The following is a 13,142-nucleotide window of genomic DNA, read 5'->3' as shown; positions in this document are numbered from 1 at the left end:
CTTAGCGATGTCCATAGGCACGGGGTTGGGTATAGTGGTCAATCAATGGTACGGTGATGTTTGCCAGTAAAATGGCAAAAGCCACACCATCAGGATAGCCGCCATAGCTACGAATTAGCCAAACCAGTACGCCAACTAACACACCGAAAATTAGCCGGCCTTTTACCGTGGTTGAGGCGGTTACCGGATCGGTAATAATAAAGAAGGCACATAACATGCTGGCACCAGAAAGCAGATGAAACCACGGTGCGGCGTTATGTGAAGGATCCAGCAGCCAGCCAAGCGTAGAGACTATTGCCAGCGTCAGCAGAAAACTGATAGGGAGATGCCATTGAATCACTTTTTTCCCAAGCAGGAACAACCCACCAATCAGGAATCCGGCATTCACCCATTGCCAACCAATACCGCCCAAGCTGTTATAAATCGGCTGGCTTAATACTTCGGTAATACTGTGACCACCGCGGAGTCCCGTTTTTAACGTATCCAATGGCGTGGCTTGACTGACACCATCGATACCTAACATCAGCTTGAAAACATCATCACCTTGAGAGCTATGCCCGCTAAAAATGATGCTCAGCGTATCCATCAAACCTATATGCGTTGCCTGAAGCGGTGCAGGGGGTAGCCAACTGCTCATTTGCACCGGAAAGGAGATCAGCAGAATAACGTAGCCTACCATTGCCGGATTGAACGGATTCTGTCCCAAACCGCCATACAGTTGTTTCGCAATGATAATAGCAGCAAAAGTACCGATAACGATGATCCACCAGGGTGCTAACGGTGGAATGCTGATCCCTAACAATATGGCGGTTAACAGGGCGGAATTATCGCTTAGCCGGGGAGCAATGAGTTGATGTCGCAATTTTAATACAACGGCTTCGGCGGATAATGCAACCAATGTGGCCAACATGACTTGAATTAAATTACCGTAGCCAAAAAAATACCATTGAGCAGCAATTCCCGGTATACAGGCAAGCACCACTAACAACATTAATCGCTGTGTCGATTGTTGACTGTGTGAAAAGGGTGAACTGGTTATACGAAATGACATCTATTCTTCACCTGTAATGGTTAACTGAAGTGCAGCCTGTTGTGCTTTAATGGCTTTCACTCGGGCGATCGCTTCTGCAACAGCAACTTTGCGTTTATCGACTTCTATTACTGATTGACTCGCAATAGCGTCATGCTGTTGCTCACAAAACTCAGATTGTTGCTGTGTTCCCTGGCGTTGCTCTTTACGTGCTTTAGCACGGGCGATAGCTTCAGCAACGGCGGCTTTACGATCGTCTGAAATCGTTGGTTGTTGAGTAGGCGTCGTTTCTTTTTCGTTTACTGATGCTGATAGAGGCTCAGAATCACCGTGCTGTTGGGTTTTACGCGCCTTAACTCGAGCAATGGCCTCGGCGACCGCATTTTTACGCTCGTCTGCCTCGGAAAGGTCTTGTTCAGCAGTTTTTATCTCATCTGGCTGTTGGTTTCGCTCTTTTTTGGCTTTAGCACGGGCAATCGCGGCGGCCAGTGCGGCTTTACGTGAATCTTGCTCAGCATCAACGTCGTTGTTAATCAGCTTTTCAGGTAGTTCTGTGATTTGGCTGGCCTGACGTTGTGCTTTTCTGGCCTGTCTGAGTGCAATCACAGCACTGTTATCCGGTAGCAATTTGCCATCAACAGATTTAATCACAGGTACCGTTGAGCTATTCGTAGCATCAGTTAATTTTTGTTGATTTACTCGTTCCTGAGCGGCCTGAATAATAGAGTTGTCTTTATTATCCAATCGGGTTTCGGCCTGTTTGTGGCGTTGTTGACGTGCTAACTTTTCTTTTTCAAGGCGTGCTTGTTTGGCTTCAAAACGAATTTTAGCGGTACGGGCCAGTTCAGCTAACTGATCCTGTTCGCGGATTTCTGCTTTTTCCTGACGGTAATACTGCACCAAAGGAATATTGCTGGGGCAAACGTAAGCACAGGCACCGCATTCAATACAATCGAACAGATTGTAGTTACGAGCCTTTTCATGTTCCTTGCCCCGACTGAACCAGTAAAGCTGCTGAGGTAATAATCCGGCTGGGCAGGCATCGACACACTGGGTACAGCGAATACAGGCCTGTTCTTGTGGTGGTGGTTCAATTTCATCAATGGATGGTGCAATAATGCAGTTGCTCATTTTGGTTACCGGTACTCGCATATCCGGTAATGCAAAGCCCATCAATGGCCCCCCCATAATCACCATAGGTTGGGTTTGAGGCTGATATTGCATCTGTTTCAGAAGATCAGACACCGGAGTGCCCAACAGTACCCAGACGTTTCCTTTATTTTGAAGCGCTTCGCCGGTTAAGGTAACAACGCGCTCAATCAACGGTTCGCCATTAATGACAGCACGTTTAATGGCGTATACCGTGCCAACGTTTTGCATCAATACACCGATATCGGATGAACGTCCACCGTGAGGCACTTCAAGTCCAGTAAGAATTTTTGTTAGCTGCTTAGCGCCACCGGAAGGGTATTTGGTTGGAATAACGCGCAGGGAAATATCCGCAGATCCGTTACGCTGTAACGCCTGATTTACCTGCTGAATGGCCTCGGGTTTATTATCTTCAATACCAATCAGAATACGTTCAGGTTTCAGTATATGACGCAGTATTTCGCAGCCAGTCATCAACTCATCGGCATATTCCTGCATCAGTCTATCATCAGCGGTAATGTAAGGTTCGCACTCAGCACCGTTAATAATCAGGGTATTAACCCGGTTTAAAGCCCCATTAATTTTGCTGGCGGTCGGGAATACGGCACCACCTAAACCAGCAATACCGGAATGATGAATGTGGGCAATTAATTGTTCCGGTGTATAAGACAGGTAATCGTCCAGTGCATGCAATTCAGCCCATTGTTCAAGACCGTCTGGTTTCAAACGGATACAGCGTTCAGGAATCGCTGAGGGATGAGTACTTGGATAATAACCAATATCCATCACCGTACCGGATGTAGAGGCATGTACCGGCAAAGCGCGGTTTTTACCGGTGGTTAGCTTTTGACCTTTAAATACATAATCACCTTCTTTTACCAGCAATTCACCCTCAGGGCCAAGGTGCTGTTGCAGAGGTATTTGCAAATAATCCGGTAATACAGGGCGCCTAATAGGAATAAGGCGCGTTTGATCTTTCATCTCTGGAGGATGAATGCCGCCGTCAAAATCCCAGACTTTGGTTTTTCTGAACTTAGCAAATAGATCAAACATGTGAATTAATCTCTATCACTTTAACGGGTATGGCTTGCAGGTTCCATTTCCAGGTTGACGTGGTCTGTTCCACTGGACGCATTTCAATGCAGTCTGTAGGGCAAGGGGCAACACAGAGATCGCATCCGGTACAAAGGTCAATGACGACAGTATGCATAGCCCTGGTAGAGCCTACAATGGCATCCACAGGACAAGCCTGAATACATTTGGTGCAACCGATACAGTTATTTTCATCAATAAATGCGACTTTACGTACTGGATTGCTCTCCATTGTGGACTGATCCAGCGGTTGAGGTTCAATCCCCAGCGTATCCGCCAACTTTAGCATCACCGCTTCACCACCAGGGGCGCATTGATTAATATTTTCGCCATTATTTGCCACGGCTTCCGCGTAGGGGCGACATCCGGGATAGCCGCATTGACCACACTGACTTTGCGGCAGTAGTGCTTCAACTTTATCGACGATCGGATCGGCATCCACCTGAAAACGGCGAGCAGCAAACCCCAAAATAGCACCACACACCAACGCCAGTAGTGTGAGTGCAATAATACTGGACCATAAAGAAAACATTAAAATCTTACCAACCCGGTGAAACCCATAAAGGCCAGTGACATTAATCCGGCTGTAATCAACGCAATGGATGAACCTTTAAAAGGGGCGGGTACATCAGCAACGGCCAGACGTTCACGAATAGCGGCAAAAAGAACCATCACAAATGAAAAACCCACGGCGGCGCTAAAGCCATACACGGTGGACTGTATAAAGTTGTGTGACTGGTTAACGTTAAGTAATGCGACACCTAACACCGCACAGTTAGTGGTAATCAGCGGTAAAAATATGCCCAGTAGACGGTAAAGTACCGGGCTGGTTTTACGCACAACTAACTCTGTGAACTGAACCACAACAGCGATAACAAAAATGAACGCTAGGGTGCGTAAATAAGACAACCCTAACGGTTCTAAAATATAATTTTCAACCAACCATGCACAGATGGAGGCAAGAGTCAGCACAAATGTTGTTGCTAATCCCATTCCGATGGCCGTTTCCAGCTTTTTCGAAACGCCCATAAAAGGGCATAAGCCTAAAAACTTGACCAACACAAAGTTATTGACAAAAACAGTACCAACAAAAAGTAGCAAATAATCGCTCATTAAACTGCCTAAAAAAGAGTGAAGCCGCCATATTATCAATAATTGGCGGCTTAATCACAACACTGCAAGTGTAGGGTTATTGGTATTTACCTCGGTAGAGGTAAATAAACAGCATTAGCTTAGGCCAATAATCTCCCCTGATTGGTCGATATCAATATTGCGATAGGCCGGTAGCGTACCTAAACCCGGCATAGTCATAATATTTCCTGCATAAGCACGGATAAATCCAGCACCGGCAGAAACCCGGAAAGAAGAGATTGTGACAGTAAAGTCTTTTGGCACATTTTTTAACGCTGGATCGGCGCTGATTGACAGCGGCGTTTTCGCTATACATAGCGGAAGATGACCAAATCCTGCTTTTTCCAGTTGCGCTAACTGGTCAGCGGCTTGAGCGGTCAACACGGCCTGTTTTGCGCCGTAAGTATTAATCAGAATCTGTACTTTTTCCAACAGACTGATGTTATCAGGATAGAGTAAGGTGACTTCTTGCTGTTTTTCACAAACATCAGAGACCAGTTCAGCCAGTTTTGCTGTTCCTGCACCGCCCGCAGCAAAGGCATCGCTGATTTCTACCCCTTCTGCACCACAAGAGAGGGCGTATTGGCGCAAATATTCCAGTTCTTCGCCTGAGTCGGTTGGGAATCGGTTAATGGCAATTACCACTGGTAAACCATAACGTTTGGCGTTAGCAATATGCCAGCCTAAGTTTTGGCAACCTAGCGCCAATAGTTCAACATTACTTTCAGCAATTTCGGCTGGCAGGGGTTGGCCCGGTTTAATATTAAACTTACCGCTATTAGCTTTCAGGCTACGCAATGTTGCCACCAATACCACACAGGATGGTTTGATACCCGACTGGCGATATTTGATATTGAAGAATTTCTCCATTCCCATATCGGAACCAAACCCCGCTTCGGTTACAACATAGTCTGCCTGCTGTAAGCCAATGCGATCGGCGATAACTGAAGAGTTACCGTGGGCAATATTGGCGAAAGGCCCCGCATGGATCAGCACCGGTGTATTTTCACTGGTTTGCATTAGCGTCGGTTGAATGGCATCTTTCATTAATACCGTCATAGCGCCAGCCACTTCCAGACGCTCTGCAGTAATGGGTTTGCCATGAATATCGAGAGCCAGAATAACGCGACCAATACGCTGACGCATATCTTTCAGATCTTCTGACAGTGCAAGAATTGCCATCAATTCGGAAGCGGCGGTAATATCATAACCATCGGCTCGCTCAACCCCGTTAGCACCACCGCCTACACCGACAGTAATATGACGTAAAGCACGGTCGTTGTGGTCAACCACACGCTTCCAAAGAATATGATTGATATCAATATGTAACGCGGGCAGGCCCGTTTGCTCGGCAAACTGATCCCCCAAACGATGTTCATGATACAAACGAGCATCTAATGCCGCTGCCGCCAGATTATGCGCTGCGGTTATGGCATGGATATCACCAGTAAGATGGAGGTTTAGCTTCTCCATTGGTAACACCTGAGCTTTTCCCCCGCCAGCAGCACCGCCTTTCACACCGAACACCGGGCCAAGACTTGGCTGGCGAATACAGGCGATACAAGGTTTGCCGATAAAATTAAAACCTTGACTTAAACCAATAGTGGTCACGGTTTTACCTTCACCTAATGGCGTCGGCGTGATGCTGGAAACTAAAATTAATTTACCTTTGGAAGCCTGAGGATTGATTAATGACAGGTCAACTTTGGCCATGCTGGCGCCGTAAGGGATAAGGTATTCAGAGGTGATACCATAACGTTGTGCAATTTCTTGAATTGGCTTAAGTGATGGTGAAGATGCCATTCTCTACATGATCCTATGTATTAAAATCAACATACCCAGCGGGCGGGAGTAAGCGAAGGCCAAATTATGTCATAAATCAACGTGGAAAAGGGCAAGAATCATCATTTTATTTTTAATGGTTCTGCTGACTATGAAGTGAAGGTATCGTTTGCGTAATGCTAAAATTTGCATTTTTGCTAAAACGGAATAGATTACGCAATTCAATTGATAGGGGCGGTTTCTAAAGGTTGTTTTCCATGTCGTGGTTGGGTTTTTACATTCAAGATGAAATATCCATTGTTTTTTTTGGGTCTAAAAAGAGTCCGGCTAAGGGTATTCCGATGGCTAATGTACTTTTTTCCGCGGCATCCGTTGGGATGATGATTTTTCACAAAATTCAACTGACGGTATATGTATTTTTAGCTCAACGTTATGCAAAAAAAATCGCTATAATAGAAAAAACCAACAATAAATAGTCCAGCGCTCTTTTTGATTGAAAACATTATGTTATGTAAACAATGGGTAGGTAAGAACTTGTTTATTAACCCATTGTCAAATGGTATGCACAGCATTGTCTCAATTACACGTTAATTTGCTATCTGTATTAGCATATTAATATCTATTTGAACAAAGGCTAATTTTGTCCATTAGTGCTGCGTTGCAGCAAGAGAAAGCAGAACCTGAATGTCGAAATTTAAACAACCTGAATTTCATTACTCCTTTCTGATGCCAAAGTATTGGTTAACTTGGTTTGGTATCATTTTGCTCTACTTATTAGTGCAGTTACCCTATCCTGTGATTCATTTTATTGGTACTCGAACAGGTCATTTATCAATGCGCTTTTTAAAGCGCCGCAAATATATCGCTCAGCGAAATCTGGAGCTTTGTTTTCCAAACCTGAGTTTAGAAGACAGAGATAAACTGCTGGTTGAGAACTTTGAATCGTTAGGAATGGGGCTACTGGAAACAGGAATGGCCTGGTTTTGGTCTGATAACCGGATCAAGAAATGGTGCAAAGTTGATAATATGGAGATTATGTCACGTATTCGATCTGATGGAAAAGGGGTGCTGTTGGTTGGCGTCCATTTTCTAACCCTCGAGTTGGGGGGGCGTATATACGGCATGTATAATCCTGGTGTTGGTGTTTACCGGCCACACAATAATAAATTAATGGATTGGGTTCAGTGCAAAGGCCGCAGTCGCTCAAATAAGTATTTTATTGACCGTCATGATATCAAAGGCATGATTCGTGAACTGCGCAAAGGGGAGATCCTTTGGTATGCGCCGGATCATGATTATGGCCCCCGTAACAGCGTATTTGCGCCATTCTTTGCAGTTCCTCAAGCGGCAACGACCATTGGAACCAGTATATTAATGCGTCAGGCTAATCCGGTAATATTGCCGTTTACGCCAAAACGTCACATAGATGGTAGCGGTTATACCGTGATGGTAACTGAGCCGCCTACCGGCTTCCCGATGGATAACTCTACGGAAGCAGCAAAATTTATGAATAAAGTGGTTGAGAAGGAAATATTGAAAGCACCTGAGTTGTATATGTGGCTACACCGTCGATTTAAGACGCGGCCAGCCGGTGAAATATCTCTTTATTAATCAATTTACAAGGGTAAAAAACAGCCAATCGCGTTGTTTTACCTAAAAGAGTGAGAAATCGCTTGCGTTATGTGATTCATTATGAGTAAATGTGAACCGGCCTGTGTTACAGACCTATTTATGTACGACATTAGAGTAAAGCAGTTCCTTCTTAAAGCCGTTATCTTTTGATTTCGCTTATTAGACGAACATCTTCTTAGTGCCTCCATAAGTAATGACTCTGAAAATCTGGCCATAATGCCTATACCCTATGATGTATGGCAGGTTAACTAATTTAAAGGTAAGTAAAGATGTCCAAGAAAACTGGCAAAGTTAAATGGTTCAATGAAAGTAAAGGTTTTGGTTTTATTGAGCAAGATGACGGTGGTAAAGACGTATTCGTTCACTTCTCTGCTATCGCTAGTGAAGGTTTTAAAACTTTGGCCGAAGGCCAGAAAGTTGAATATACCATTCAAGACAGCCCACGCGGTCCAGCAGCTGCAAACGTTGTTGCTCTGTAATTAGCAGCAAACGTTAAGGAAGATAAGATAAGTCTCTGGCTTTCTTAACTTCAGTGACAAGGAACCCGCATCGCTGATGCGGGTTTTTTTGTGGTTTTGGAACAGAAAATTTACTTGAACCTGATATTCCAGGTACAGATGTTGTAAAAACTTACTGTAGAAGGAAATAAAATAACTGAGCAAATTAAGAGGTAAAAATTATGACCCTAAGAATGGGACTCGTAAAATGGTTTGATAAAAACCAAGGTATCGGTTTAATTACCCCACTTGATGGTAGTAGTGAACTGTATGTAGATCGTAAATCAATTGCGACATCAATTAAGTCATTGACCGAAGGGCAAAACGTAGAGTTTTCTACTTATAAAACTTCCCGCGGTCTGTTAGCAACGGATGTAATCGCATTTTAACTCGTTAATTGATAATGAGATGGAGGAAGAGATTAATTAAAGTTTCTGCATTATTAACGTGTTAAATCACAATTAACACGCATCTCAAACCTTGCTGCTTTAATGTTATACTTCCTTCATAAAAATTTTATTTACTGATATATCGGTGATTCCGATATCCATTATTTCGTCAGGATTCCGCTATGCAATATCAATGTCCACTTTGTCACCAACCGTTGCAATTGGACAATCAGATATGGCTGTGCAGTAATCACCACCAGTTTGATCGGGCAAAAGAAGGGTATGTGAACCTGATGCCCGTTCAGCATAAAAAATCTAAAAATCCGGGCGATAACCAAATGATGATGCAAGCCCGCCGCCAGTTTCTGGACGCGGGATATTATCAGCCTCTAAGAGATGCCATTTTCTCACTGTTAGATAATTTATTGCCCGATGATTCAACCTCTCAGACACTGTTAGATATTGGTTGTGGTGAAGGCTATTACACCGGTTTTTTCGCGGAAAAGCTCAAGCTACGTAGAAATATTACGGTGTATGGTCTGGATATTGCCAAAGGTGCAATACGTTCAGCGGCCAAGCGTTACGCCTCTGCGGAGTTTTGTGTCGCATCCAGTCATCTTTTACCTTTCAGTAATCAATCGATGGATGCGGTATTGCGAATTTATGCGCCTTGTAAAGCACAGGAGCTAAGCAGAGTGGTTAAGTCAGATGGTTTGATTGTGGCAGTTACTCCCGCACCTAATCATTTGATACAGCTCAAAGGACTGATCTATCAAGTGCCTCAACCCCATGATGATAGCGAAGAACACATTGATGGTTTCTACCTAGTGGAAAGCCAGCGTTTAAGCTATGGATTGAATTTACCGGGTGAACAGGCGGTTAATTTGCTGCAAATGACCCCCTTTGCTTGGAAGGCCTCAGAGCAATTGATCGCTGAACTTTCTGACAATACAGACTTTTATTGTGAAACGGATTTCTACATTCGCTTATATCGCAAAAATTAGCGCTCCCACAATTGTTAAGCCAGATGGTTAACTATCGCCCAAATGTCATTACCGTTGGTGATTGATGCAATTGCAAATGATAGTGGCATGACCTGCATTGAACACAGATAAACGCCCTCTTAACGAATAAAAGGGCGTTAGAGTGACATTAATCGCAGTGAACAACCTTGATAGCTAATCCACCACGCGAAGTTTCACGGTATTTGGAGTTCATATCCTTACCGGTCTCATACATGGTTTCAATCACCTTATCCAGCGATACACGAGGTTCACTGGTACGACGCAATGCCATGCGTGCCGCGTTAATAGCCTTAACTGATGCAATAGCGTTACGTTCAATACAAGGCACTTGAACTTGTCCTGCGACAGGATCACACGTTAAACCTAGATTATGTTCCATACCAATTTCAGCCGCGTCACAAACCTGTTGAGGGCTACCACCCAGTAATTCGGTCAGCCCTGCGGCAGCCATTGAACAGGCTACGCCGACTTCGCCTTGGCAACCCACTTCAGCGCCAGAAATCGAAGCATTCATTTTATATAGGGTACCGATAGCGCCTGATGCCATGAAATAGCGAATATAGGCCTCTGGACTTACCGGTTGAATAAATTGGTCATAGTAAGCTAGAACAGCAGGTACAATACCGCAGGCACCATTGGTTGGTGCAGTGACAACCCGACCGCCGGCCGCATTCTCTTCATTCACCGCCAAAGCAAACATATTGACCCAATCAATGATATTCATTGGGTCATTGGACAATTTATCGGAAGAGATCAACATCCTGCGCAACGGGGCGGCACGGCGAGGTACTTGGAGTGGCCCAGGCAGAACGCCTTCAGTGTTCATACCCCGGTCAATACAATCACGCATAGTCTGCCATACTGCAGCAAAATAGGTTTCGATCTCTTTCTTACTATGCATGGCCAGTTCGTTTTGCATCACTAGACCAGAGATAGACAGGCCGTGATGTTTGCATAAATCCAACAGCTCAGTTGCGAATTTGAACGGGTAAGGCACCGTCACTTCATTTTCAGATGTTTTACCAAAGTTTTCTTCATCAACAATAAACCCGCCGCCAATAGAGTAATAAGTTTTGGTATAAATCGTTTTATTACCAGAAAAAGCGGTAATGGTCATACCGTTTTCGTGCAACGGTAAGTTATCACTGTGAAATACCATACTGCCTTGTCGAGGGAAATCAACGTCTTGTTGACCATTAGCCAAGGGAAGACGCTCTGTAGTTTCTACATTACGAATAAAACTGGGAATTGAATCAATATCTACTGTAGCGGGTAAATTACCGGCCAAACCCATAATAATTGCGATATCAGTGTGGTGACCTTTGCCCGTCAGCGAAAGCGAGCCGTAAACATCAACGACGACTTTACTGACAGAAGAAATTAACGCTTTATGACAAAGCTCATCGACAAACTCTTTGCCCGCTTTCATTGGACCGACAGTATGTGAACTGGACGGGCCAATACCAATTTTGAACATGTCAAAAACGCTAATCACACAAAACTCCTCAGTAAGTAAACTTGTTTAATTATTTGGCCGAAAGTATAAATAACAGTAGAAATATTATGGATATTCATCAGTCAAATGACCTGCTTGAATTTATCAGAATAAAATTTCATCTTGGCTCATAGGGCAATTATAGTCTTTTTACATAGTGTTCGGCTATAAATATAGTGTATTGAAAGGTATGTTGTTAATGGAAAGTTTTCTTTTTAATCAATGAAAAATAAAATTAAATTCGTTGCGAAAATAATTTTAATTATCTGTTATTTAAAGGGATATTAAACCCTTTGACCTGAATGGACAAGCGTTGAAGAATAGTGGCAGTCAGGCCCCAAATCAAATTATTGGCGTAATGAAGAAAATAGATACGTAAGGGTTTTCCACAACGAATAATTTCAATGGAATGATAGTTTTCACTATTTAAAGCGTAGTCCATAGGGACTTCAAATAACGTCTCTACTTCATGATGATTTTTATTGAAGATTAATCCAGCGGGGAGTACCCCAACAATCGGCGTTACCTGAAAACCGCTGACGCTGTCTAACGCCGGAAGTTGGCCAATAATCTCAACGTATTCTGGATTAAGTCCAACCTCTTCGTAAGCTTCTCTGAGCGCGGTGGTCTCTGGCAATATATCAGTATCATCCATTGCACCACCGGGAAAGGCGACCTGTCCTGGATGTTTACGCAAAGCGGCTGAGCGTTTGGTCAGTAGTAAAGAGGGAGTGTTGCCATTAATTATTGGAATTAATACCGCAGCTTTTCGCATCTGATGAGTATCATGGGCGGGGGGTGGTAATTGAAGCTGAAAACGCTGGATAAAATGTTGAAGAGTATCGCTCATTAGTTTTCATCACTGAAATTCGTGGTTGAGTGGCTGAGATTAATGGGAGATATTCTCAGCTATGTATCATTCTGTGTTATTATAATCTTTCACAATATGCTTTTGGGCAATTCTGCAAAATTCTATTTTATCCTACCGGGAACATTGAAATATATGACTACGATTGGTTCACCTGCACTTCGTCACGATCAGCAGCAAGAGGCTGTAGATCGTATCCATCAATTGATGGCTGAGGGGATGAGTAGCGGAGAAGCTATTGCTCTGGTAGCCAAAGAAATCCGAGAAAGCCATCAAGGAGAGCAAACTTTTGCGTCTTTTGATGATGAGTAATTTTTACGAATTAACATCAGAATAAAGTGCACCACATTTATCTTGATAGGTGAGATAAAGTCGAGTGTCTAACTCTAACTGATGGTAGTCCGGTTCCATATAACAGCATAGATTATAAAAATCTTTATTGTGTTGCTTTTCTTTTAAGTGTGCTAATTCATGCACCACGATCATCCGTAATAATGCTTCCGGTGCTGATTTGAACAGACTTGATATTCTTATCTCTGCTTTTGATTTTAATTTACTCCCCTGAATTCGAGATATTGAAGTATGTAAACCCAACGCATGTTTGATAATGTGAATTTTATTGTCATAACAAACTTTGCTAACTAATTGAGCATTTTTCATGTATTGATTTTTTATCTCCATCACGTATTGATATAACATTTTATCGGTGACGTGGATATGTGCTATGGGATAGCGGCTTAGTAATAAAGCCCCTAATTTTTCTTGCTTAACGAGTTGTGCCACCTGAAGTTGGATGTGTTCAGGGTAGCCAACAAGATAGGGAAGGGAATTCACGTTATTTTTCTTGTTCAAATGTATTTATCATATAAATAGACGAACGATCTTAACAGTTAATAAGTTTTTTTGCATTACAGATTGGCGGGATTAGTTAGATTAATGAAATTAATATCTCATTATGTACGTTACTAATTAATATTAGAATAAGACTTTGATGAGGTATTTGCTTAACCGTTTCAATATCCATTGAGAAACAAAAATATGTGCTCTTGATC

General features: G+C 43.2%; 13 protein-coding genes and 1 pseudogene. 6 read left to right on the top strand and 8 right to left on the bottom strand.

What is annotated here, in order from left to right; translation table 11 throughout:
* Window position 1: 1 nt before the first annotated feature.
* The 5 genes from rsxD to HYN51_RS07625 form a co-directional block, all read right to left on the bottom strand.
* Window positions 2-1,051 (bottom strand): electron transport complex subunit RsxD, encoded by a 1,050-nt coding sequence (gene rsxD, locus HYN51_RS07645; RefSeq protein ID WP_108899480.1) that lies wholly within the window; start codon window positions 1,049-1,051, stop codon window positions 2-4.
* Window positions 1,052-3,232 (bottom strand): electron transport complex subunit RsxC, encoded by a 2,181-nt coding sequence (gene rsxC / locus HYN51_RS07640; RefSeq protein WP_108899479.1) that lies wholly within the window; start codon window positions 3,230-3,232, stop codon window positions 1,052-1,054.
* The gene (rsxB, locus tag HYN51_RS07635; RefSeq protein WP_108899478.1) at window positions 3,225-3,803 is read right to left on the bottom strand and encodes an electron transport complex subunit RsxB; all 579 of its coding nucleotides are present in this window, start codon (window positions 3,801-3,803) and stop codon (window positions 3,225-3,227) included. The genes rsxC and rsxB overlap by 8 nt, the downstream gene beginning before the upstream one ends.
* Window positions 3,803-4,384: an electron transport complex subunit RsxA gene (gene rsxA, locus HYN51_RS07630; RefSeq protein WP_108899477.1), complete on the bottom strand. Its 582-nt coding sequence runs from the start codon at window positions 4,382-4,384 to the stop codon at window positions 3,803-3,805. The genes rsxB and rsxA overlap by 1 nt, the downstream gene beginning before the upstream one ends.
* A gap of 114 nt (window positions 4,385-4,498) precedes the next feature.
* Entirely contained in the window at window positions 4,499-6,205 is a 1,707-nt protein-coding gene (locus tag HYN51_RS07625) for a formate--tetrahydrofolate ligase (RefSeq protein WP_108899476.1), read from the bottom strand.
* Window positions 6,206-6,435: 230 nt separating this feature from the next.
* Here HYN51_RS07625 and HYN51_RS07620 point away from each other — a divergent pair.
* The 5 genes and pseudogenes from HYN51_RS07620 to rlmA all read left to right on the top strand — a co-directional run.
* Window positions 6,436-6,660 (top strand): annotated as a pseudogene (locus HYN51_RS07620) (bile acid:sodium symporter); the annotation flags it as partial.
* 208 nt (window positions 6,661-6,868) lie between these two features.
* On the top strand, window positions 6,869-7,795 hold the full coding sequence (locus HYN51_RS07615) for a Kdo(2)-lipid IV(A) acyltransferase (RefSeq protein WP_108899474.1): 927 nt from the start codon (window positions 6,869-6,871) through the stop codon (window positions 7,793-7,795).
* A 290-nt stretch (window positions 7,796-8,085) separates the two neighbouring features.
* Window positions 8,086-8,295, top strand: coding sequence for a transcription antiterminator/RNA stability regulator CspE (cspE, locus tag HYN51_RS07610; RefSeq protein ID WP_047780981.1), 210 nt, complete (start codon window positions 8,086-8,088; stop codon window positions 8,293-8,295).
* Window positions 8,296-8,495: 200 nt separating this feature from the next.
* Entirely contained in the window at window positions 8,496-8,702 is a 207-nt protein-coding gene (locus HYN51_RS07605) for a cold-shock protein (RefSeq protein ID WP_108899473.1), read from the top strand.
* A gap of 182 nt (window positions 8,703-8,884) precedes the next feature.
* Window positions 8,885-9,706 (top strand): 23S rRNA (guanine(745)-N(1))-methyltransferase, encoded by an 822-nt coding sequence (rlmA, locus tag HYN51_RS07600; RefSeq protein WP_108899472.1) that lies wholly within the window; start codon window positions 8,885-8,887, stop codon window positions 9,704-9,706.
* 148 nt (window positions 9,707-9,854) lie between these two features.
* On the opposite strand, the gene HYN51_RS07595 is transcribed toward rlmA, so the two are convergent.
* Window positions 9,855-11,222, bottom strand: a complete 1,368-nt coding sequence (locus HYN51_RS07595; RefSeq protein WP_108899471.1) for an L-serine ammonia-lyase — start codon at window positions 11,220-11,222, stop codon at window positions 9,855-9,857.
* 262 nt (window positions 11,223-11,484) lie between these two features.
* Complete coding sequence (locus HYN51_RS07590) at window positions 11,485-12,072, bottom strand: CoA pyrophosphatase (protein WP_108899470.1); 588 nt, start codon at window positions 12,070-12,072, stop codon at window positions 11,485-11,487.
* A gap of 153 nt (window positions 12,073-12,225) precedes the next feature.
* Between HYN51_RS07590 and HYN51_RS07585 the strand changes: the two genes are divergently transcribed.
* A complete protein-coding gene (locus tag HYN51_RS07585) occupies window positions 12,226-12,402 on the top strand; it encodes a YoaH family protein (protein WP_108901993.1) in 177 nt (58 codons plus the stop codon).
* A gap of 3 nt (window positions 12,403-12,405) precedes the next feature.
* Here HYN51_RS07585 and HYN51_RS07580 read toward each other — a convergent pair whose 3' ends face one another.
* On the bottom strand, window positions 12,406-12,924 hold the full coding sequence (locus HYN51_RS07580; protein WP_108899469.1) for a M48 metallopeptidase family protein: 519 nt from the start codon (window positions 12,922-12,924) through the stop codon (window positions 12,406-12,408).
* Window positions 12,925-13,142: the final 218 nt, after the last annotated feature.

The sequence above is a fragment of the Limnobaculum parvum genome (genome assembly GCF_003096015.2).
Classification (GTDB): Bacteria; Pseudomonadota; Gammaproteobacteria; order Enterobacterales; family Enterobacteriaceae; genus Limnobaculum; species Limnobaculum parvum.
The sequence above is the reverse complement of the archived record's forward strand: the minus strand, read 5'-3'. Positions and strand labels throughout refer to the sequence as shown.

Bases quoted from the DNA above. Each gene is read 5' to 3' on its own strand.
- rsxD (WP_108899480.1), bottom strand. From the start codon at position 1,051: ATGTCATTTCGTATAACCAGTTCACCCTTTTCACACAGTCAACAATCG.
- rsxC (WP_108899479.1), bottom strand. From the start codon at position 3,232: ATGTTTGATCTATTTGCTAAGTTCAGAAAAACCAAAGTCTGGGATTTT.
- rsxB (WP_108899478.1), bottom strand. From the start codon at position 3,803: ATGTTTTCTTTATGGTCCAGTATTATTGCACTCACACTACTGGCGTTG.
- rsxA (WP_108899477.1), bottom strand. From the start codon at position 4,384: ATGAGCGATTATTTGCTACTTTTTGTTGGTACTGTTTTTGTCAATAAC.
- HYN51_RS07625 (WP_108899476.1), bottom strand. From the start codon at position 6,205: ATGGCATCTTCACCATCACTTAAGCCAATTCAAGAAATTGCACAACGT.
- HYN51_RS07615 (WP_108899474.1), top strand. From the start codon at position 6,869: ATGTCGAAATTTAAACAACCTGAATTTCATTACTCCTTTCTGATGCCA.
- cspE (WP_047780981.1), top strand. From the start codon at position 8,086: ATGTCCAAGAAAACTGGCAAAGTTAAATGGTTCAATGAAAGTAAAGGT.
- HYN51_RS07605 (WP_108899473.1), top strand. From the start codon at position 8,496: ATGACCCTAAGAATGGGACTCGTAAAATGGTTTGATAAAAACCAAGGT.
- rlmA (WP_108899472.1), top strand. From the start codon at position 8,885: ATGCAATATCAATGTCCACTTTGTCACCAACCGTTGCAATTGGACAAT.
- HYN51_RS07590 (WP_108899470.1), bottom strand. From the start codon at position 12,072: ATGAGCGATACTCTTCAACATTTTATCCAGCGTTTTCAGCTTCAATTA.
- HYN51_RS07585 (WP_108901993.1), top strand. From the start codon at position 12,226: ATGACTACGATTGGTTCACCTGCACTTCGTCACGATCAGCAGCAAGAG.